At 40.1% G+C, this 20,620-nt stretch carries 20 protein-coding genes; 9 read left to right on the forward strand and 11 right to left on the reverse strand.

Features of this window, described 5'->3' with window-relative positions; translation table 11 throughout:
* Positions 1–3: 3 nt before the first annotated feature.
* From JZO85_RS12490 to JZO85_RS12505, 4 genes are all read left to right on the forward strand, one after another.
* Positions 4–735: an SDR family oxidoreductase gene (locus JZO85_RS12490; RefSeq protein WP_207108868.1), complete on the forward strand. Its 732-nt coding sequence runs from the start codon at positions 4–6 to the stop codon at positions 733–735.
* A gap of 118 nt (positions 736–853) precedes the next feature.
* Positions 854–2,251 (forward strand): TrkH family potassium uptake protein, encoded by a 1,398-nt coding sequence (locus JZO85_RS12495; protein WP_207108869.1) that lies wholly within the window; start codon positions 854–856, stop codon positions 2,249–2,251.
* Between the two features lie 185 nt (positions 2,252–2,436).
* Positions 2,437–3,789, forward strand: a complete 1,353-nt coding sequence (locus JZO85_RS12500) for a Mur ligase family protein (protein WP_207108870.1) — start codon at positions 2,437–2,439, stop codon at positions 3,787–3,789.
* Positions 3,782–4,468 (forward strand): adenosylcobyric acid synthase, encoded by a 687-nt coding sequence (locus tag JZO85_RS12505; protein WP_207108871.1) that lies wholly within the window; start codon positions 3,782–3,784, stop codon positions 4,466–4,468. The genes JZO85_RS12500 and JZO85_RS12505 overlap by 8 nt, the downstream gene beginning before the upstream one ends.
* A gap of 77 nt (positions 4,469–4,545) precedes the next feature.
* Here JZO85_RS12505 and JZO85_RS12510 read toward each other — a convergent pair whose 3' ends face one another.
* From JZO85_RS12510 to JZO85_RS12525, 4 genes are all read right to left on the reverse strand, one after another.
* Complete coding sequence (locus JZO85_RS12510; RefSeq protein WP_207108872.1) at positions 4,546–4,974, reverse strand: hypothetical protein; 429 nt, start codon at positions 4,972–4,974, stop codon at positions 4,546–4,548.
* A 193-nt stretch (positions 4,975–5,167) separates the two neighbouring features.
* Positions 5,168–6,118 (reverse strand): mannose-6-phosphate isomerase, class I, encoded by a 951-nt coding sequence (manA, locus tag JZO85_RS12515; protein ID WP_207108873.1) that lies wholly within the window; start codon positions 6,116–6,118, stop codon positions 5,168–5,170.
* A gap of 134 nt (positions 6,119–6,252) precedes the next feature.
* Positions 6,253–7,284: a serine hydrolase domain-containing protein gene (locus tag JZO85_RS12520; protein WP_207108874.1), complete on the reverse strand. Its 1,032-nt coding sequence runs from the start codon at positions 7,282–7,284 to the stop codon at positions 6,253–6,255.
* Positions 7,285–7,635: 351 nt separating this feature from the next.
* Positions 7,636–8,457: a VOC family protein gene (locus JZO85_RS12525; protein ID WP_207108875.1), complete on the reverse strand. Its 822-nt coding sequence runs from the start codon at positions 8,455–8,457 to the stop codon at positions 7,636–7,638.
* A 305-nt stretch (positions 8,458–8,762) separates the two neighbouring features.
* Here JZO85_RS12525 and JZO85_RS12530 point away from each other — a divergent pair, with 305 nt between their 5' ends.
* Positions 8,763–9,071, forward strand: a complete 309-nt coding sequence (locus tag JZO85_RS12530; RefSeq protein WP_207108876.1) for a rhodanese-like domain-containing protein — start codon at positions 8,763–8,765, stop codon at positions 9,069–9,071.
* A gap of 98 nt (positions 9,072–9,169) precedes the next feature.
* Positions 9,170–9,790, forward strand: coding sequence for an FMN-dependent NADH-azoreductase (locus JZO85_RS12535; RefSeq protein ID WP_207108877.1), 621 nt, complete (start codon positions 9,170–9,172; stop codon positions 9,788–9,790).
* Positions 9,791–9,820: 30 nt separating this feature from the next.
* Here the strand turns inward: JZO85_RS12535 and JZO85_RS12540 are convergent, their stop codons facing one another.
* Both JZO85_RS12540 and JZO85_RS12545 read right to left on the reverse strand, forming a co-directional pair.
* Positions 9,821–10,981 (reverse strand): AI-2E family transporter, encoded by a 1,161-nt coding sequence (locus tag JZO85_RS12540; protein WP_207108878.1) that lies wholly within the window; start codon positions 10,979–10,981, stop codon positions 9,821–9,823.
* A 12-nt stretch (positions 10,982–10,993) separates the two neighbouring features.
* Positions 10,994–11,338: a PTS glucitol/sorbitol transporter subunit IIA gene (locus JZO85_RS12545; RefSeq protein ID WP_207108879.1), complete on the reverse strand. Its 345-nt coding sequence runs from the start codon at positions 11,336–11,338 to the stop codon at positions 10,994–10,996.
* Between the two features lie 106 nt (positions 11,339–11,444).
* On the opposite strand from JZO85_RS12545, the gene JZO85_RS12550 reads away from it, so the two are divergent.
* Together JZO85_RS12550 and JZO85_RS12555 are read left to right on the forward strand one after the other, a co-directional pair.
* Positions 11,445–12,464 (forward strand): lactonase family protein, encoded by a 1,020-nt coding sequence (locus JZO85_RS12550; protein WP_207108880.1) that lies wholly within the window; start codon positions 11,445–11,447, stop codon positions 12,462–12,464.
* 15 nt (positions 12,465–12,479) lie between these two features.
* On the forward strand, positions 12,480–12,641 hold the full coding sequence (locus tag JZO85_RS12555) for a hypothetical protein (protein WP_207108881.1): 162 nt from the start codon (positions 12,480–12,482) through the stop codon (positions 12,639–12,641).
* A 269-nt stretch (positions 12,642–12,910) separates the two neighbouring features.
* On the opposite strand, the gene JZO85_RS12560 is transcribed toward JZO85_RS12555, so the two are convergent.
* The gene (locus JZO85_RS12560) at positions 12,911–13,336 is read right to left on the reverse strand and encodes a hypothetical protein (protein WP_207108882.1); all 426 of its coding nucleotides are present in this window, start codon (positions 13,334–13,336) and stop codon (positions 12,911–12,913) included.
* A 152-nt stretch (positions 13,337–13,488) separates the two neighbouring features.
* Here JZO85_RS12560 and JZO85_RS12565 point away from each other — a divergent pair, with 152 nt between their 5' ends.
* Positions 13,489–13,995 carry a GNAT family N-acetyltransferase gene (locus tag JZO85_RS12565; RefSeq protein ID WP_207108883.1) on the forward strand — a complete coding sequence of 169 codons (507 nt, stop codon included), beginning with the start codon at positions 13,489–13,491 and terminating at the stop codon, positions 13,993–13,995.
* Between the two features lie 48 nt (positions 13,996–14,043).
* Here JZO85_RS12565 and JZO85_RS12570 read toward each other — a convergent pair whose 3' ends face one another.
* From JZO85_RS12570 to nadE, 4 genes are all read right to left on the reverse strand, one after another.
* Positions 14,044–16,722 carry a cation-translocating P-type ATPase gene (locus JZO85_RS12570; RefSeq protein WP_207108884.1) on the reverse strand — a complete coding sequence of 893 codons (2,679 nt, stop codon included), beginning with the start codon at positions 16,720–16,722 and terminating at the stop codon, positions 14,044–14,046.
* Between the two features lie 241 nt (positions 16,723–16,963).
* Positions 16,964–17,710: a tRNA 2-thiocytidine biosynthesis TtcA family protein gene (locus JZO85_RS12575; RefSeq protein WP_207108885.1), complete on the reverse strand. Its 747-nt coding sequence runs from the start codon at positions 17,708–17,710 to the stop codon at positions 16,964–16,966.
* A gap of 23 nt (positions 17,711–17,733) precedes the next feature.
* Positions 17,734–19,539 (reverse strand): LTA synthase family protein, encoded by a 1,806-nt coding sequence (locus JZO85_RS12580; RefSeq protein ID WP_207108886.1) that lies wholly within the window; start codon positions 19,537–19,539, stop codon positions 17,734–17,736.
* Positions 19,540–19,785: 246 nt separating this feature from the next.
* Positions 19,786–20,610 carry an NAD(+) synthase gene (gene nadE, locus JZO85_RS12585; protein WP_207108887.1) on the reverse strand — a complete coding sequence of 275 codons (825 nt, stop codon included), beginning with the start codon at positions 20,608–20,610 and terminating at the stop codon, positions 19,786–19,788.
* Positions 20,611–20,620: the final 10 nt, after the last annotated feature.

Below are 20,620 nucleotides of genomic sequence, written 5' to 3' on the forward strand. Positions count from 1 at the left end.
TATATGAAAAAATCGTTAGTTGTTATTACCGGTGCAAGTTCAGGATTTGGTGCGGAAATCGCCAAGCTTTTTAATCAAGCTGGTTTTCCCTTACTTTTGTTAGGTCGTCGGGTAGAAAAAATTGAAGCACTCCCTTTAAACTTTGATAACGTCTTAATCGAACAAGTTGATGTGACGGATTATCAAGCTTTTGAAACCAGCATCAGAAAAGCGGAAGACGTATACGGTCCAGTAGATTTATTGATTAATAATGCAGGCGTGATGCTCCTTGGTAACGTCTTGAATCAAGATCCAGCAGAATGGCAAACAATGCTGAATACAAATGTAATGGGTGTGTTGAACGGGATGCAAATTGTTCTCCCTGCCATGAAAAAACGTAAACATGGGACTATCATCAACATGTCTTCTCTGGCTGGTAAGAAAACTTTTACTAATCATGCAGCCTATGTTGCATCAAAATTTGGGGTTCATGGTCTAAGTGAAACAATTCGTGAAGAAGTTTCTGGTTCAAATGTCCGTGTTTCTCTAGTCGCTCCCGGCGCTGCAGAAACAGAATTATTAACTCATGTAACAGATCAAGGAGCTTTGACTGATTACCAAGCTTGGAAGGAAAGCATGGGCGGGATTACTCTAGACCCTGTCCACGTTGCAGAAAGTGTCAAATTCATTTACGACATGCCGCAAGAAGTAACGATACGTGAAATCGATATTGCTGCAACAGCTCAAGACGCCTAATCGTAGGCTATATTCCTCTACCTTTCTCCTGCCAAAACGGCGGGAGTTTTTTTTACGGAAGCGTGATATACTGTCTCTATTGTTAAAAATTTTCGATAGATGATTTAAGGAGCTTTTTATGAAGTTTGATCGACGAGTAAATTTTCTCAAAAAAAACTGGCGAAAAATAAATAATCGTTTTTCTTCGATTCAGATTATCGTCTTCTACTATTTGGCTATGACGGTGCTCTCGTTGTTTTTATTCAGCTTGCCGATTTTTCGCGAACCAGGTTCACATGTTTCATTCCTTGACATGGTGTTTATGGCAATCTCAACGATTTCAGTAACAGGTTTAACAACCTTTGATATTAATTCAGTGTTCAACGATACAGGTGTCTTGATGTTGGAGGTGCTCTTCCATATCGGCGGCTTGGGGATCATGATGATTACCACCTTCTTTTTTATTGTGTCCAAGCGCCGAATCACATTAAAGCAGCGGCAATTGATTATGACGGACATGAACCAGCCTCGGCTTAGCGGAATCGTTAATTTGATTCGGATCACCTTCACGATGTTATTAGCGATCGAAGTTCTTTTTGGCACGATCTTTTCGATTTATTTCTATTTCGCAGGGTACTACCATAAAATTTCTCAAGCAGTCTTTTTTGGTTTTTACCAAGCGATCTCAGCAGTTACGAACTCTGGTTTTGACGTAACAGGTGAATCGATTATTCCCTTTTCTCATGACGTCTTTTTCATCATTACAATAATGGTATTGATCTTTATCGGCGGGATTGGTTTTCCAGTCTTGATGGATTTTCATGGATGGATTTACCACAAAAAATCAAAATCACGAATTCCTTTTCGCTTTAGTCTCTTTTCAAAAATTGCTTTGTTAGCATTTTTCGTGCTCTTTATCGGCGGAACAGTAGCGATTTGGCTGTTGGAGAAAGATCATAACTTCTCAAACATGGGTTTGTTCGATCAATGGCTCAATTCGTCCTTCTACTCCATGACAACACGAAATGCCGGTTTGCAAATCCATGATCTGAATTTGTTCCAAAATACAACATTGATCATTTTCTCTCTCTTAATGTTTATCGGGTGTTCCCCTAGTTCTGTTGGCGGCGGTATCCGAACTACGACAATCGCAATCATCGGTTTGTATTTGTACTCTTTCTTGAAAAACGAGAACGATATCAACATTTTTGGTCGTAAAATTGCTCAAGAAGATGTGCGGAAATCGGTGGTCGTCTTCATGCTTTCTGCGGGAATGTGCCTTTTCAGTATTCTCTTTTTGACAGCGACAGAAGATCATTCTCTGATTTCGATTATCGTGGAAGTTACCTCGGCATTTGGAACTACAGGTCTTTCTTTAGGTATTACTGATGACCTTTCCAATACCGGTAAAATCATGATCGCTGTTTTAATGTTCATCGGCCGTGTCGGGATGCTCTATACATTGATGCTCTTTGTACCAAAAGAAACTCAGGACTTAGGCTATGAATTTCCAGAAGAAAAGATTATTATTGGCTAGGAGCAAATAGTTGCTCCAGCCTTTTTTTGTGAGCTGCATGTTGCTTTTTTACACGCTTAGCGAGATCACTTTCAAAATGATCAGCAGAATCACTTCTAAAAATTAAGAATAAGGAAAGCTATTTAAACTTTTTTTTCAAATATGATAAGATGAATTAAATTTGTTACAGACATGGAGGATGTGTAATGGGGTTACGAAGTCAACTGGCGATCTCAGCCGGCAAGACCGCCCAATGGGTATTAAAAACGTTCTTTAAAGGTGGATCAAGCTATCCTGGTCAGCTTGCTTTAAAGATGGATCCGAAGATTTTAGATACACTAGTAAAGGACTATAAAGTTGTTGTCGTGACAGGAACCAATGGAAAGACCTTGACGACTGCTTTGACCGTAAATATTTTAAAGCAAGAGTTTGATTACGTATTGACGAATCCGACTGGTGCAAACATGGTGCAGGGGATTGTTTCAACCTTCCTGAATGCCAAAGGAAAAAAGGGCGGCAAAAAAATAGCTGTTTTAGAAATCGATGAAGCCAGCTTGAGCAAAGTAACAGAATACATCAAGCCGGAGCTCTTCTTATTCACCAACATTTTCCGTGATCAAATGGATCGCTATGGTGAAATCTACACGACGTACAAATTGATCGTCGACGGTGCGGCGAAATCACCGAACGCGCCCATTTTATGTAATGGGGATTCGCCAATCTTCAATTCGCTGGAAACAATCAATCCAAGAAAATATTACGGATTTGATCATTTACCTGATGAGGATCAGGATGCACACTACAATACCGATGGTTTGCTTTGTCCAAAATGTCAGCACATCTTAAAATATAAAATGATTACCTATGCAAACCTCGGAAAATACTATTGTCCAAACTGCGGCTTCCATCGTCCTGAGTTAGATTATAAATTAACTGAGATGAAGGCGATGGACAACAAGTCCTCTGAATTTGTGATTGATGGGCAAGACTATAAAATCGAAGTTGGCGGCATGTACAATGTCTACAACGCTCTTGCGGCCACCGCTGTAGCAGAATATTACGGCGTTTCCAAAGAAAAAATCAAGCGCGGCCTAGGCTATGATGAGAAGGTGTTTGGACGCCAAGAGGAATTTGAGATCGATGGAAAAAAATGTACATTGGTCTTAGTAAAAAATCCGGTTGGTTTGAATCAGGTGATCGATATGATCGGCTTAGCCCCTTATCCATTCTCATTAGTATCGCTATTAAACGCCAACTACGCTGATGGAATTGATATCAGTTGGATTTGGGACGGCAATCATGAAGCTTTTGCAGAGATGGATATTCCTGCTGTAATCGCTGGCGGTGACCGCCACACCGATATGGCCCTTCGCTTGAAGGTCGCAGGAATTCCAGAGGATAAGCTGACCGAGACAGAAAGCTTGACGGATGTTATTGAAAAGATCAAACTGTTGCCGACAGAACACGTGTATATCCTTGCGACCTACACAGCAGTTCTTCAGCTACGCAAAGAATTGGCCCAAAAAGGCTACATTGATGGAGGTATGGATCGTGGCTAAATACGAATTAAACTTAGCACATTTATACGGAAATTTATTGAACACTTATGGTGATAACGGCAATCTCTTAACCTTGAATTATTACGCCAAGCAGATGGATATCGAGATCCATTCAGAGATCGTTAGTATTTATCAAGCGTTTGATCCTGATAAATTTGATTTTGTTTTTATCGGCGGTGGTCAAGATTACGAGCAAGTCATCGTTTCAAAAGATATCCAAGACAAAAAGGAAGCGTTGATCAAATATATCGAAAATGATGGCGTACTGCTTTCAATCTGCGGGGGCTATCAGCTATTAGGGCACTATTATATCGGTGCTCATGGTGAAAAAATCGATGGCATTGGTGCTCTGGATCACTATACCTTGAGTCAGGACAATCATCGCTTTATTGGTGATATTGAGATTCATAATGAAGAATTCGGCGAGACCTATTACGGCTTTGAAAATCACAATGGTCGCACATTCCTAGGTGAAGGCGAACGCCCTCTTGGAACCATCGTCAAAGGGAACGGAAATAACGGTGAAGATCAAGGTGAAGGTGTCATCTACAAGAATGTCTACGGATCTTACTTCCACGGACCGATTCTAGCTCGGAACAAATCATTGGCAATCCGGTTGTTACACACTGCATTAAAGAACAAATATGGCAAAGATATCGATCTGCCAGAGTTATCATAAAACAAAAAGATCGTCAGCTTTGAGCTGGCGGTCTTTTCTATTGGAGTAGTTTTAAAGTTGAATCTAAAGCGCCGCTTCTAAACAGAGAAAAAACTCACAATAATCGGCATCGAAATTGCTCCAACTACAGCAAGAAACAGCACGACGAAAAAAATACCTTTTAGAATGGTTTTTCCGGCCTTCACTTCGATAGTATTTGTAAATCGAATACCCAAGAATGAAAGAACAGCTATACAAATCAAGAGACAGATTTCTAATGGTAGAAACAGATTACCAGAAAGATTGCTATAAATAAGGATGAATGGGACTAGAAATAACCCTGCAATAAACGCGATGATTGAGATGCCTACAAAAAGTAATCTTTTAGCATCCTTATTCTTCACAAGTAATGCGACAGACGCTCCGCCTACCGCACTTGCCACCAGTATAACGATAGCAGATATCATAGTGGCCAACATAAAGAAAGCAAAAATAAAAAGTGGTAAAACTAAAAAGACATGGAACATAATGAGTACCTCCCAGTATCGTTTTTCACTGAGTCATTTACAGGTTCTTTAGAGATTTTTTCCTAGAAATCTCGCGAGGTTCAATATAATTATGTTCATCGTACCATATTCTCACGAGAGAAAAAAAGAGTCTTGTGAAATATCGATAACAGAAAAAATGATCAGCACTGAAAATCAGGCTGATCATTTTGGTTTATTTTTTTCCTGGTGTCGAAGCGATGATCTTCATTTCACCTTCAACTTTCCATTCAGTAACTTGTGCTGGTAAAATGCAGCTTGTACCAGGCTTCATTTCATAGCTTTGACCATCAACGACCAAATTACCATATCCTTCGACGACTGTCATTAAAGTGTAGTCGCCTTTCTTTTTAAGAGAAAGTTCACCCATGACATCCCATTCGTAGACATTAAAAAAATCCGTCTTCAAATAGGTGATCACAGAAGAAGTCCCTTTCTTGCTTTCACTTACTTCCAATTCTGGACTGATAGCTGGAACTGTTGTCACATCGATCGACTGTTGGATGTGCAGCTCACGTGTATTTCCTTGATCATCCTTACGATCATAGTCGTATACACGATAAGTCGTATCTGAGCTTTGTTGCGTTTCTAAAATCATGATGCCTTTACCGATCGCATGGATCGTTCCGCTTGGAACATAGAAAAAATCACCTTTTTTGACCGGTACGCGACGCAAAAGATCATCCCAGCGTTCTTCTTCGATCATTTCTGCTAACTCTTCTCGGGTATTCGCATTATGTCCGTAAACGATCTCTGAGCCTGGTTTAGCGTTGATAATGTACCAGCACTCTGTTTTTCCTAATTCGCCTTCATGCTTCAACCCGTAGCTGTCATCTGGGTGTACTTGGACGGACAAGTCATCTTCTGCGTCTAAAATTTTAGTCAATAATGGGAACACATCTCCATCGGCATTTCCAAATAACTCACGATGCTCTTTCCAAAGGTCACTGACCTTCCAGCCTTTATATGGGCCGTTTTCTACAATACTGACACCATGAGGGTGTCCGCTGATCGCCCAATCTTCTCCGATTTTATCGTTTGGAATATCAAAGCCAAAAACGGTGTGTAGTTGATCTCCGCCCCAAATTTTCTCTTGAAAAACTGGTTGTAAAAATAATGGTTCCATGATAACTGCTCCTTTTTCCTATTGTTATAGTTTATTTTTAAGCCGTTTATACTCTAAATCGCTCTTCATAACCTGGGATTTAGGGTGTATATTCTTTCCCACTAACTAGCAGCGAAAAATTAGGCTGACATTCTTTACTTTTGATAGTTTTTTTTCCGCTCATTCAAATAGCAAACTAAAATTTCATCACGATGAGCCACATAACTGGCACGATGATCCTCTAAATGAACACGATTTGACAGAAAAATAAAAGCTGATTTTTTTACGATATCCAGCAATATGAATGTTCCTGTATAGCCTGTATGAAAAAGCAGCGGCGATTGATCAAATGGACTGAACTTTAAATCCCACCCAATCGATCGTTTAGCCTTTCCTGTTGGGGTTTGATCGCAAAGTAATTCTTGAACTGTCTTGTCATGCAAATAAATAATATCGCTAACACGCCCAAGATTCAAATACATTTTTGCAAATTTACTTAAATCTTTCATATTTGTAAAAAGCCCAGCATTTCCTGCATGTGCCGCTAAGACACGTGCCTTTGGATCGTGAGTCGATCCTTTCAAGATCGTTCCATCGGCAAGCTTTTGCGTCGGTACGATCGTATCATACGGCGGTTGAGGCAAAAATTCACTATCAGTCATTCCAAGCGGTCGTAAAACTTCTTCTCTAAAAACCTCGACAGCATCTTTTTGATAGATTTCCTCAATCAAAAAGCCTAGCAAAATCGTTCCCGCATCAGTATATTGAACAACTTCTCCAAGCTTCTCACCCGGTTGCAAGGTCAGATAGGCCCTACGCAGCTCCTCAGCATTTAATTGGTCCCGATTCGGAATATAAGTCTGAATATCTGACGTATGAGTTAGTAAATGTCGAACAGTGATCGTCTCATTTTGAAATGCCGGAAACAGCTCATGAAGGGTTTGGTCCCAAGACAATTTGCCTGCTTCCTTCAGCTTCAGCATAACAGTCGTCGTACAAACAACTTTTGTCAAAGAAGCGACATCAAATCGAAAGGCTTCCTGCATTTCAATCATCGTTGGCTCGATTTGTGCATAGCCTAAAGTTTTTGTCTCCTCTTCATCCTCTTCAATAAAACGAAGAACAGTGCCAGGAAACACACCTTCTCGCATTTTTTTCTCTATTAAGCGAAGGGTTTCAGGATACATAGCGGCCTCCTTAAACATATTTTTTAAAAGTATAGCATAATACAGAAAAACAAAACTTCTTAGCGTTTTAAAAATTTTAGTTGGTTAGTGTTTAGAATTAAAGAGGACGAAATTATAGCATTTAAGGAGGCCTGTTTTATGAGTAGGAGACTCAAACAAAAACTGCTTTTCTACATATTGTCCTCAGCCTTGATTCTTTTTGCGGATTTTCTGTTGGACGATGGGTCATTTAAAATGTTTGGGTTCTTTTAACAGGAGTCATTTCAGCCATTTGGATAACTATTTCTGTTACACCCTTCATTTGAACAGCTCATGATACAATAAAAAAACCGCGATTTCTCGCGGATTTTTTTACTTCAATACGAACCACCATTCAATGCCTGCTGCATCATAAAGAGTAATCAAGGATTTCTTTTTATCACAAAAAAAGTTTAGCTGCTTGTCACTCAAGTGCTTCGATAATTCCAATAGTTTAGTTTTTGAGACCTTAAATTGCAGAAAATCCAAGCCCAAAACCTTATCCGTTGGTAAATCAATTGTGCCGCCAGTCGCTGTGCTCAATCCTACATTAAACTCGCCGCGGTTCAAAAGTATTTCCTCATCGCTTTCATCATGTACCTTCAAGCCTAAGATGTCCGCTAAGAATGCCTGCTGCTTTTCAATATCACTGACATTCAGATGGATCTTATCGAAATACGCTCCATGAATTTTTTCCCGTTTTGTTGCTTTTTTTTCTAACTCGGTAAAATCGATTTTGATTGGTTCCGAAGTAGAACGTTCTTTACTAGGAGCATAGAAAATTTCGATCTCATTTCCTTCAGGGTCTTCAAATAGCAAACCCTTTTCATCATCAGCCTGTAAGGCGGATTTGACTGGATAGTCTTCTTTTTCTGCCCGATAATAAACGTTCGCTAGCTCTTCTAGATTCGGTACAACGAGTGAAAACCGTTGCATTTTTTTAATCTCACCACGATGTTCATCTGCTCGCGGACTCTCTTCCAACCAAAGCAATTCACTGGCTGGATCTTTGTATCCTAGAATCGCCAATTCGTTTTCTTCCCGCAATAAATGCAGGCCGATGATGTCACGGTAGAAATGAATCATTCCGTCACGATCTCGTACACGAACAGCGATCGTTTTTAAATTAAGTTTCCCCAAATGAAAATTTCCCATTATTCTCTTCCCTCCATCACTCCTATTTTAACGATGCCATCGAATTCACGCAAGCAATATCCTTCTATAAAAAAATGACTTCTATCCTTCTGGTAGTGAAAAGTGCCTATTTAAAAGAAAAAACCACTGTTTTCGACAAATACAATAAAAATGCTTATCAATATTTTCCTAATCTGAAATATTTTTGAATGATTTCTTTACTTTTCGTCAAATTCCAGTAAAATGACTATGATAACACTTGTAATCAGACTATAAATCGATTAAAGTTAGAATCAATATTAAGAAAGAAAAGGCTGTAGAAAAAGATGAATTATTCAGTAACAACTAAAGAATTTATGCTGCTCGCTGCAAAAGGCCCTGTAGAAGTTTTAGATTTAAGAGACCCTGATTTTGTTGACTCTTTTGATTTATTAGAAGGATCACACGTTACTCGCATTCCATTGACCCAGTTGCCCAATCGTCTAAGCCAACTTGACAAAGGTAAAACGTATTACCTCTTCACTCAATTCGGTGGTCGTTCGAAAACGATGGCGCAATTTTTACGCAATGAAGGCTTCCAAGTAGCGAATGTCATTGGTGGTACTTCCGCCTATGAGGAATATCTTGCAAGTTAACAAAAAAAGTTTTAATTGAATATTTCAAGCAGATAAATTGTTTGTTTTAGATATTTTATGTACTATTCTTTAGTAACTAAATTTAAGGAGTGTTAGTTTTGGCAAATGTTCTAGTAGTGAATGCACACCCGTTGTCCGCAGAAGACTCACAAACGGTGACTGTTTTAGATACCTTTATAGAAGCGCACCAAGCAAGCCATCCAGAAGATGTTTTCACCATGTTGGATTTATATTATACAGATATCCCTGAGATTGACGGTGATCTTTTATCGGCTTGGAAATCTTTGCAACAAGGTACCGAATTTACTGAACTAAGTAATCTTCAACAAGAGAAGGTTCGCATTTTCAATGAGTTCACTGATCAGTTTTTAGGCAGTGAGAAAATCGTCATTGCCAATGCTTTATGGAATTTAAATATTCCAACAAAATTGAAGGCTTGGTTTGATACAATCAATGTTGCTGGTAAAACCTTCAGATATACAGCAGAAGGACCTGTTGGATTGGTAACTGACAAGAAAGCGATCCATATTCAATCAAGCGGCGGTACATATAATGGTCAAGATTTCTCAGCACAGTATGTTAAAGGCATCTTGAATTTTATTGGTATTACTGATTTTGATTCCATCTACATCGAAGGTGCTGATTATGATCCAGCCAGAGCGCCTGAGATTATGGAAGCGGCAAAAGAAAAGGCCAAATCATTGGCTGCGCAATTCTAGTCTTACTTAGAGAATAAAAAATCCTGTCGATTATTCGACAGGATTTTTTTCTTCGTCCTCATAAAGATTTGAGACCCCTTTATACCATTCAAACACATGGATCGCGATAACTTTTGCCACCGCATAAAAAGGAATTCCTAAAATCACACCAGTAATACCAAAAATCTTCCCCGCTGTCAGCAGTACAAACATAATCGTCACTGGATGAATCTCTAATTGATTCCCCAAAACCAACGGTGAAACAATCCGTCCTTCGATCGTTTGTTCAATCGTAAAGACTATAATCACTTTGACCAACATGATTGGCCCTGTAACGATCGCGATAAAAATTACCGGTACCATCGCTAAAAACGAGCCTAAATAAGGAATCAGATTTAAGAATCCGGCTAATATCCCTAAAGTGATCGCATAATTCATGCCTACTAACGAAAATCCGACGATAAACATTACCGCTACTGCAAATGCTACCGTTAATTGGCCGCGAATATATGAAGCTAATTGCGAATTCATTTCAGTCATAACTCGTAACGTAGGTTTGCGAGCCTTAGTAGGTAAAAACTTCAGAATGTAAGGCGCTAACTGACCACCGTCCTTCAACAGGAAAAACAGAATAATCGGTGCTGTAATAAGCGCGATTACCACTGTTGCTAATGTTGAAACGACACTGCCTAATCCCTGTAAAGTCACCCGTGAAAGCTTTTGCGCGGTTTCCGTCAAAGACTCCAATATTTTTTGCAAGCTATTGTCAATGTGCTGTTGAAACGGCTTGAAGGATGGGTCTTTAAATATCTCGCTTATCTTATCACTGATGGTATCAAAGTACCCCGGCAGGCTCCGCATCATGGAGCCGACTTGCTCTCTGATTTGAGGAATGATAACGACGATTCCCCAGATTAGCAAAGCCACAACTGCGATAAAAAGTAAGATGATCGCAAAGGTTCGCTTCAACCCTTTTCTTTCCAGGTAATTGACTACCGGATTCATTAAATAGTAAAGAATCCCAGCTATTATGATTGGCAGTCCAACGATAGCAAAAAATTGCCCCACCGGCTCAAAAAGATACGATACCTTCGTAAACACCAATGCAATCAATAGCAGCAATAATACAATGATCAACGCTACAACCACTTGGCTATTTAAAAACCATTTCCAAAACCACGAGGTCTTTTGCGTTAATTTCTTTTTATCCACTCACTCACACTCCTACTGATAACTGATTTTCATCCCAACTTCCAAATCTGGAAGCTTTTCCGGGGTGACATAAATCCCATTTGGAATCACACCGACTTCTTCTTGAAAGAACACAGTCGCATGTCCAATCTCATTTAAATTTTCATTGGCTAATGGTCCCACACCATTTACTTGATAGCTTTGATCACCAAATATCAGTTGTCCGCCCTTCTTCAACTCAATGGTTGTTTCACCAAGCTTCTTCTGAACGATCGAAACATCCAACAAATCTGGTGTAATCGTCTCACCAAAAAGAACTAAGATGTTTTCATCATTAATCGCATGTTTCCCAATTTGAGTAATTTCTGTCACTGTCATATGTCACGCTCTTTTCTCGTTTATTTTTCAATTATATCATAAAGTTAACGCTATCCAAGTGAGAATAAACTTGCTAGAATAGACATACAATGAAGGAGGTTTTTTGATGATCCACAAAATAATTTTAGGTACCTATACACGACGCATCAGTCAGGGAATTTATCAAATTCAATTAGATACTGCGACTGAGACGTTAACGAATTTGGAATTAGTAACAGAAGAAACAAGCCCTACCTACCTTACCAAAAGTAAAGAGGACATTCTTTACTCCGTAACAAGTCGTGAAGGACAAGGGGGAATATCTAGTTACGATCCTCAAAATACATTTATGAATGCGGCAACAGAAGAAGGCGCTTCACCTTGCTATGTCGCTGTTGATGAAGCTCGTCAATTGGTTTACGGCGCGAATTACCACAAGGGTGAGTTGAATACTTACAAAATTCAGCCAGATGGTTCTCTTGAAGCTGTCGCTTCTCTTTTCCATAAGGAACCAACTGGACCACATAAAAATCAGGACAAGGCACATACCCACTACACGGATCTTGCACCGGATCAACGCTTAGTTGCTTGCGATCTGGGAACAGACCGGGTCTATACTTATGATGTTACCGACGCTGGCGAAGTCGAAGAGAGTGCTGTTTACGTGGCAGAGCCTGGTACGGGACCACGTCATTTAGTCTTTCATCCAGTTCACAAAATCGCTTATCTTTTTGGCGAATTAGACAGTACTGTAACGGTTCTAGCCTATGATGAATCTGACGGCAGCTTTACACAAAAACAGAAGGTTTCCACTTTGCCAAAAGATTTTGATGGCGAAAATGGCGGTGCAGCGATCCGCGTATCAAACGATGGCCGTTTCTTGTATGCATCAAATCGTGGACACAACTCAATCGCAGTCTTCGCAATCGCTGATGACGGTTTGAGTGTGGAGATGATTCAGTCAGTCTCTACTGAAGGTGATTTCCCAAGAGATTTCGCCTTAAGTCCAGATAATAAATACGTTGTTGCAGCTAACCAAAACAGCGATAATTTGACTCTCTATCGCCGCGATAATGAGTCTGGCTTATTAACGATGATTCAAAAAGATGTTTTCGCCCCTGAAGCTGTTTGTGTATATTTCGAGTAGAAAGGAATCAGCTATATGGATAAAGAAGCAGTTATCGAACGATTGAAAGAAGATTTGGGATTGCCGAATTTTAAAGGTCGATTAGAAGAAAAAGAATACACTGAAGAAGAATATCAAAAAATCAAAAACGATTTAAATGATTACTTCGAAAATTATGTTAGAAATATCGAGAACTAGAAAAGTTGGGCTCAAGCAAATTTGCTTAAGCCCAACTTTTTTTCTTTATAGAACAAAACCCTCCATCTGATTCTCGCTGAACAAAATACAAAAAAAGAAGCACCGATCGGCAAATCGGTGCTAAAAGGAGTATTACCTAAATGCAATGAAAAAGAAAAGGTTGTTATTGGTTATGAGTTAATAATACTCGATTCTTTTCCATTTGTATTTAAAATAACGTTATAATAAAATTAGAAAACCTTTGTTCTCTTTGGATTTAAACTTGTTACTTATTTCAATAACAAATTTGTAATCTTCTGAATCGTTTTATAGATCGTATCTGTTGCAGCGTCTTGTTTTTTTTCAGCCGCATTAAAAGCTTCTTCATTCACTTCTGGCAACAAGCTGTCCGTCATTTCTTGACAACCAGCTACGTATTGAACATAAGCTTTCTCAAAGCTTTTATGGTTCCCCATTACTTTCGCTGGAGCCTTTAACATACCGATCTTTTCTAGATTTAGCTGATAAAATTGAGTTCCCTCTTTGAATAGCTCGTGAATCTCTGATAAACGCTCTTGATCGAAATCAGCCATGTTCTTTTCATCTAAGGCCGTGCGGATTTCTTCATAACTTGGATGTAAACGTTCACCCATTTTTTCTGTATTTTGGACGATCTCATTAATTTCTCTAGCATAAAACCCTGTATTAGGTCGCATTCATTTCTTCCTACTTTCTATCTTTTGATACCTTCATTTTACCGATTTTCAGCCAATATGCAAAGCTGCTCAGGAAATATTTAGAAATGGCTTCATTTCTGCTTTGATTGATGGTACCTTTTAAGAATAAACTATTTTTAGGAGGTAGGTTTATGAATACCATTCTACGAAAATGGCGATTAGAGGATGCTAAGCTTTTAGCCGAAATGTTAAACAACAAAAAAATTCAAGACAATTTACGAGATGGCTTGCCTTTTCCCTATACCGAAAAAGACGCCTCTGGATTTATCCATGACATGCTTGCAGCTGATCCGACACAAACATTTGCATTTGCGATCACCAATACTGATGATCAAGCGATCGGCAGCATCGGAGCTTTCCGCTGCGAGAATATCCATCGTCAAACAGCCGAAATGGGCTATTATTTAGCTGAAGAATACTGGGGTCGGGGTTTCGGCACACGAGCGGTGAAAGAGCTGACAGATTACTTATTTGCCGAAACGGATATTATCCGAATTTTCGCTGAGCCTTTTACAACGAACCACGGCTCCTGTCGTGTGTTGGAAAAATGCGGCTTTCAACTCGAAGGGACTTTGCGGAAAAACGCCATTAAAAATGGTGAGATAAAGGACATGCAGATGTACGCCTTGGTCAAATAAAAAAACTTCGCATGACGATCAAGTGATGATCTCATGCGAAGTTTTATTTTATTTATCTTTCTGTGCGCCTCGTTGGAAAACTTTTACGATTTCAACGATTGGGATAATCGCAAAGGACGCTCCGATGACGATTCCCCATTGATACAAATCAAGATGAGCTACACGGAAAATGTCATTCAAACCAGGAACAACGATAATCACCATCATCAATACAAAGGACAGCAAGATCGCCCAGTTGAAGCTCTTATTACGGAAAGGTCCAACTTTAAACAATGATTGATGAACAGACTTCACATTGAAGGCATGGAATAGCTGCATCAAGCCTAAAGTAGCGAAGGCCATTGTCAACGCATCGGAATGAATTTCGCCATAGCTTGTGTGGACTGGCCATTGAATGGCAGACCAGTAAACAAACAATACTGTAGCAGCCTCTAGGATCCCTTGATAAATGATACTTGAGAAGACTCCGCCAGAAAATAGGTTTGAGCTGCGGCCGCGAGGCTTGTGCTGCATCAAATCTTTTTCAGCTGGCTCCATCCCCAAAGCAATCGCTGGGAAGGTATCCGTTACTAAGTTGATCCATAGTAGGTGGATTGGCAATAATGTATCCCAGCCAAGCAATGTTGCGATGAACAAGGTCAGCACTTCACCCAGATTAGCCGCTAATAGATATTGAACTGCTTTTTGGATATTGGAGAAGACTTTACGCCCTTCCTCAACAGCAACAACGATTGTCGCAAAGTTGTCGTCGGCAAGGACCATGTCAGATGCTCCTTTAGAAACCTCTGTTCCTGTTATCCCCATACCGATACCGATATCCGCTTGTTTCAATGCAGGCGCATCATTAACGCCATCACCGGTCATCGCAACCACTTTGCCTTCTTTTTGCCATGCTTTTACGATCCGAACCTTATGTTCAGGAGAAACACGCGCATAAACAGAATAATGTTCCACTTTTTGAGTAAATTCTTCGTCAGACATTTCATTTAATTGTGCCCCAGTTAAAACAGAGTCGTCATCACCCTTTTCGATGATGCCTAGACGGACAGCAATTGCTTCTGCAGTGTCCTTGTGGTCTCCTGTGATCATGATAGGTCGAACGCCAGCTTCCTTAGCGACACGTACCGCTTCAGCTGCCTCAGCACGTTCTGGGTCGATCATGCCGACCAAACCAGCAAAGATCAAATCATTTTCAATGATTTCAGATTCCAGCTCCGCTGGAACTTGATCCACATACTTGTAAGCCATTCCCAGCACACGTAATGCTTGTTGGGCCATGTCCTTATTATTCGCTAAGATATCTTGCTTTTCTTTGTCTGTCATCGGCACGACTTGACCGTTTAACAAAATTTGAGACGCACGATCAAGTAAAACATCGGGAGCACCTTTAACAGCAACCAAGATTTTTCCATCTTTTTCTTCATGGAGCGTACTCATTAGTTTACGATCCGAGTCAAACGGCAGTTCGCCGACACGAGGTTCTGCAGCTACTTTTTCACGTACATCAAAGTCATTGTTCAAACCAAATTGAACCAAGGCGGTTTCCGTCGGGTCACCGATCAAGCTGCCGTCTTGAGCGATTTTCGTATCATTCGCATAGTTCATCACTTTCATCGCCATACTGTCGCTAGGCACTTCACCATTTGCAGCATATTGATGATTATCTACGTATAATTTTTCAACAGTCATTTGATTCAAAGTCAAGGTACCTGTTTTGTCTGAGGCAATGATATCCGTTGAACCCAACGTTTCAACCGCAGGCAATTTACGAATTACAGAATTTCGTTTCGCCATTACCTGTGTACCTAAAGCCAGAATGATCGTAACGATCGCAGGCAGGCCTTCTGGGATCGCAGCAACAGCCAATGAAATAGATGTCAACAGCATATCTACCCATGAAGTATCATTGAAGACTGTCCCTACAAAGAACATCACTACAGCGATAATAATAATAGCAAAGGTCAAGAATTTACCAAGCTGATTTAAGTTGTTCTTAAGCGGTGTTTCCGTCTCATCTGCTTGGGCCAACATGCCGGCGATTTTTCCGACCTCAGTGTTCATTCCCGTATTGACAACAACACCTTTACCGCGGCCGTAAGTCACATTACTATTTGAATAAGCCATATTGACACGATCGCCAATACCAACTTCGCCTTCATCAATTACGATTAGTTCTTTTTCAACTGGAACTGACTCACCAGTCAGCGCTGCTTCTTCGATTTTTAATGAAGCAACCTCAATCAAACGTAAATCCGCAGGAACCACATCGCCTGCCTCCAGCATCACGATATCCCCTGGAACAAGATCCGTTGATTTCACTGAGCTCGTATGTCCATCGCGCAACACATTCGCATTTGGCGTTGACATTTCACGCAAGGCCTCGATAGCTTGTTCCGCTTTAGATTCTTGCACCACGCCCATTACTGCGTTGATGATAACCACCGCTAAGATAATAATCGAATCAACTACTTCGTGGGACACCGCTGCAGAAATAACTGCCGCAAATAACAAGACAATGATCATTAAATCCTTGAACTGTTCCAAGAAACGAGCGAGCATACTTTTCTTTTCGCCCTCTTCTAGTTCATTTAATCCATATTCGTTTAAGCGTTTTTCTGCTTCAGCAGCTGTCAGTCCATCTTCTGTCGTTTGAACTTCCGCTAAAACTTGTTCCTTTTCTTCCGAATAGAACGGCTTTATCAGTTGCTGTTTTTTCTCCTCGGTCATTATATTCCTCCTTAAAATAGTGTTCCTTTCGGGAGTAAAAAAAATAGACTTGTGTATGCGAAAAGCACATACATAAGTCTCACTATTTAAGACAACACCAGAAAAATATCTTTTCTTGTTGGTGGCGTTGCCACAGCTTGCGCTGCTAGTTACTCCCTCATGAATACAAAACGAATTATAGCATGAGAAAAGGCGGGAAGACAATCACTACTTTTAAAATAATCGATTGTAAGAGCTTCCACTAGAGACTTTTTGTCCAAAAATCTTCAGCTGTTCCTTGTTCCATGCCCATTATAAACTTTTCCCGAATATCTGGGTAGTTTTTAGCAAGCTCCGTCACCAAACTCTTAATTTCTTCTCGTTTTGTTTTCTTATCCACAGGGCAGGGATTAAAAATGACGGGTAATTCTTCGCGTTTCACAAGTCGAATGATCTGTTTTTCTTCCACATAGATCAGCGGACGGATCAATGTCACGTTTGTCTTCGATAAATAGCTTTTCGGTTCAAAGCTGTTCATGCGTCCGTGAAACAAAAAGTTCATAAAATAAGTCTCTAGTGCATCATCCACGTGATGACCCAAGGCAACCTTTTGACAGCCTAGCTCACTCGCACGATTGTAGAGAATTCCCCTGCGTAATTTTGCACACAAAGAACAGGGAGACTTTTCTTCCCGAATATCAAAAACAACCTTTGCAATATTCGTTGGAACAACCTCTAATTGATACCCTAAGCTTTCCACAAAGTCCTTCATAGGTGTGATATCGCAGCCCTCAAATCCCATATCAAGGGAAATCGGCACGATCTCAAAATCAAACCCTAACCGTTTTTGCCGCCGAATGCGATCCAATAGGTAAAGCAATGTCGTACTGTCTTTCCCGCCGCTCATGCCGATCGCCACTTTATCACCAGCTTCGATCATTCGGTGATTCAAAATGGCCCGACGCAGCGGATTGTAATAATTTTGATTGTCTTTCTTTTTAAATCCCATAGCAGCTCCTTTAGTTCATCTGTCTATTCAAAAAAATTTTCTTGCAGGCTATACTGCTTGCCCGCCGTAATATCATATTGGATGATCTGATAATCCTGATAGATTTTCTCTTGCTTCTTATTTAACCGAGCTTCTTTAAACCATTGCCCGCTTTGATAATACATGCTTTTTTCAAATGCCGGTAATTCTTTTTGCAATGTGGTTAATAACTTTTGAAAGCCAGTCATTTGAAGTCTCCCCTGTTGAAAGAGATCAGCGGCAAAATAAAATGGGCTCGTCGTCACCTGCTGATTATTCAATCGGTGGCGATTATCATACATCAAAAATTCCGTCTCATGCAATGGATAGCCTTGATTTTCTTCTTGGATCGCATCCGAATAAATCCCTGGCAAATGATCTCCCCAAAAGACAACCAACGTTCGCTCTGGCAACTCATCCAGCTTTTCTAAAAACCCCTTCAAAGCTTCGCTGCTGTAGGCAATATCCTGCAAATAACTTCTTAACGCTAAGCTATTATCCCCTTGAACGACGTAGGGCAAATCATCATATTTATTTTCATACGGCATATGGGTCTGCATTGTTACAAGGTGCAAAAACTGCGGCTTCTTATTTTTTTCTAGTTGATCAAAAATTTCCTGATACGCAGCTTTATCAGAAATATAGGGATTGCTTTCGATCTTATCCGTATGCTTCATCGTACTTTCATCTAAAAATTGATCAAAGCCGAATGTTTGATAGACATCTTTTCTTTTATACATCGATGTATTATAGGGATGGATCGCTGTCGTTTCATATCCCCGCGCCTTCAAAGTTCCTACTAATGAAGGAAATGATTCAAATTCTGGCACCAGCATCGTATAAGGCGTCGTCATTTGCGCGTTAAAAAGTTCCATTGAAAAGCCCGTCAGCGCTTCGAACTCGATATTCGCCGTTCCTCCGCCATAGTTTTGCGATAGCATTTGACCGCTATACGTCTTATCTGCCACAGCGCGATATTCCTGCAGCGGATCACCGCCATAAATTTCTAAGCCCTTTAATCGACTCGGATCAGAAAAGCTTTCACTCATCACATAAACGATGTTTGGTTTTTCAGCAGCTTCTCTTCGGGTTTCCGTTTGATACTCTTTCGTTACTTTTTTAACAGCCGCCGCCGAATAATTTTCTGGTTTTTCCATCGCCTCCACCGGCAGATTATATAAAAAGCCGCCCATAAAGCCGGTATTGTAATAATTCATTTTTTGACTATAGGGAATCCATAGCGCTGTTTTATCGTATGCCTTCCGTAATAAATTTCCTTGCTGATTAAAGCTGCCGATATATATCAGGATGCCGCTTGTCAAAACGAAGAGGATCAGGCGTGTCCTTTGCCGTTTTTTTTCCAGCTTCAGACTTTTTTTTACGCTAAAAATAAGCAAAAAAATGCCGCTTGCTAAAAGCAATAAAAATAAAATGAATAAACGAGTACCAACCATGTCCCGAATCATTCCGAATTCCGTAATCATTTTCAAATCATCAGGATAAATTGGCTCCATTCGATAGTTCATCTTTAAATAATTAGCGATCCCAACACCAATCACTGCTAAAGCATAAAATATACTGCCGGTTTTTAATGATCCTAAGAGGCTGCTGACCCACCCATAAAAGATAAACAGCACGAAACAACCTAGAAAGAATTTTTCTGTATGCCAAGAAAAAGCAAATTTGAAGGCCAAATCAAAAGAAAACTCATTTTGCGTTAATTGAAAAAAAAGATTTGAAACAATAATTAAACCTAGCACGCCGATAATTTTTAGAAATTGGCGCCAAGGAAGCTTGCGAACTTTTTGCATATCTTTCTCCCATTCATAAACTCCCAGCTCATATCGATAAACACGATTGTCAAATGCGCACTCGGAGTTTGGTGCTCGTATCCAACTAGAGTTTTTACAGCAATAATGGCTATGAAAACTTTGGCCGGATACCTTAAATAGTTTAGCGAGAAAACCATGGAATGTAAAGAACATCGAGGCCTATACCCTTCGCTTCATATTAAAAAAGCCTAACGAAGACGAATCTTCATTAGGCCTGTTTATTGATTATTTCCAAAAGTCATCAAAAATCGTAATCGGCAAATGACGTTTATGCTGTGTCTTGTTCCACCAATTTTCGATCGTCGTCTGTGCCTTTGCTTCAATCTTCTTACCCTCTAAGTAATCGTCGATATCATCATAAGTCACTCCTAATGCTGCTTCATCCGCAATCAATGGTTTGCCATCTTCTAAATCAGCAGTCGGAACTTTCAAATAAAGTGCCTCATCCGCTCCTAGTTCTTTCAGCAACATTTTTCCTTGTCGCTTGTTTAAACGGAACAAAGGCAGAATGTCAGCACCGCCATCACCAAATTTCGTAAAGAAGCCGGTGATATTTTCTGCTGCATGATCTGTTCCAATAACGGCACCTTGGTTATCCCCAGCAATACCGTATTGAGTAATCATTCGTTGACGTGCCTTGATATTCCCTTTGTTGAAGTCGCTAATGGCTACACCAGCTTCTTCTAAAGCCGCAACTTCTGCATCAACAGCGCCTTTGATATTGACACTTAGACTCCTGTCGGGTTGGATAAAACCTAACGCTTTTTTGGCATCCGCCTCATCGGCCTGCGCGCCATAAGGTAAACGTACAGCAATAAATTGATAGCTTTCATCCTCTGTTTCTTGACGCATTTCTTCCATTGTAAGTTGAGCTAGTCGACCAGCTAATGAGGAATCTTGTCCACCGCTGATTCCTAAGACAAATGTTTTTAAGAAAGGATGCTTTTTAAGATACGCCTTTAAGAACTCGATACTCTTTCGAATTTCCTCTTGCGGGTCAATCGCTGGTTTCGTTCCTAGCTCTTTGATTATTTCCTCTTGCATCGTCATGACAAATCCA

The sequence above is a fragment of the Candidatus Enterococcus murrayae genome, from assembly GCF_017315985.1.
GTDB classification, from domain to species: Bacteria; Bacillota; Bacilli; order Lactobacillales; family Enterococcaceae; genus Enterococcus_A; species Enterococcus_A murrayae.

Coding starts and splice junctions, on each gene's coding strand:
- nadE (WP_207108887.1), bottom strand. CDS start 20,610: ATGACGATGCAAGAGGAAATAATCAAAGAGCTAGGAACGAAACCAGCG.
- JZO85_RS12560 (WP_207108882.1), bottom strand. CDS start 13,336: ATGCGACCTAATACAGGGTTTTATGCTAGAGAAATTAATGAGATCGTC.
- JZO85_RS12530 (WP_207108876.1), top strand. CDS start 8,763: ATGAATTATTCAGTAACAACTAAAGAATTTATGCTGCTCGCTGCAAAA.
- JZO85_RS12490 (WP_207108868.1), top strand. CDS start 4: ATGAAAAAATCGTTAGTTGTTATTACCGGTGCAAGTTCAGGATTTGGT.
- JZO85_RS12575 (WP_207108885.1), bottom strand. CDS start 17,710: ATGGGATTTAAAAAGAAAGACAATCAAAATTATTACAATCCGCTGCGT.
- JZO85_RS12500 (WP_207108870.1), top strand. CDS start 2,437: ATGGGGTTACGAAGTCAACTGGCGATCTCAGCCGGCAAGACCGCCCAA.
- JZO85_RS12520 (WP_207108874.1), bottom strand. CDS start 7,284: ATGTATCCTGAAACCCTTCGCTTAATAGAGAAAAAAATGCGAGAAGGT.
- JZO85_RS12580 (WP_207108886.1), bottom strand. CDS start 19,539: ATGCAAAAAGTTCGCAAGCTTCCTTGGCGCCAATTTCTAAAAATTATC.
- JZO85_RS12525 (WP_207108875.1), bottom strand. CDS start 8,457: ATGGGAAATTTTCATTTGGGGAAACTTAATTTAAAAACGATCGCTGTT.
- JZO85_RS12545 (WP_207108879.1), bottom strand. CDS start 11,338: ATGACAGTGACAGAAATTACTCAAATTGGGAAACATGCGATTAATGAT.
- JZO85_RS12510 (WP_207108872.1), bottom strand. CDS start 4,974: ATGTTCCATGTCTTTTTAGTTTTACCACTTTTTATTTTTGCTTTCTTT.
- JZO85_RS12570 (WP_207108884.1), bottom strand. CDS start 16,722: ATGACCGAGGAGAAAAAACAGCAACTGATAAAGCCGTTCTATTCGGAA.
- JZO85_RS12495 (WP_207108869.1), top strand. CDS start 854: ATGAAGTTTGATCGACGAGTAAATTTTCTCAAAAAAAACTGGCGAAAA.
- JZO85_RS12555 (WP_207108881.1), top strand. CDS start 12,480: ATGGATAAAGAAGCAGTTATCGAACGATTGAAAGAAGATTTGGGATTG.
- JZO85_RS12550 (WP_207108880.1), top strand. CDS start 11,445: ATGATCCACAAAATAATTTTAGGTACCTATACACGACGCATCAGTCAG.
- manA (WP_207108873.1), bottom strand. CDS start 6,118: ATGGAACCATTATTTTTACAACCAGTTTTTCAAGAGAAAATTTGGGGC.
- JZO85_RS12565 (WP_207108883.1), top strand. CDS start 13,489: ATGAATACCATTCTACGAAAATGGCGATTAGAGGATGCTAAGCTTTTA.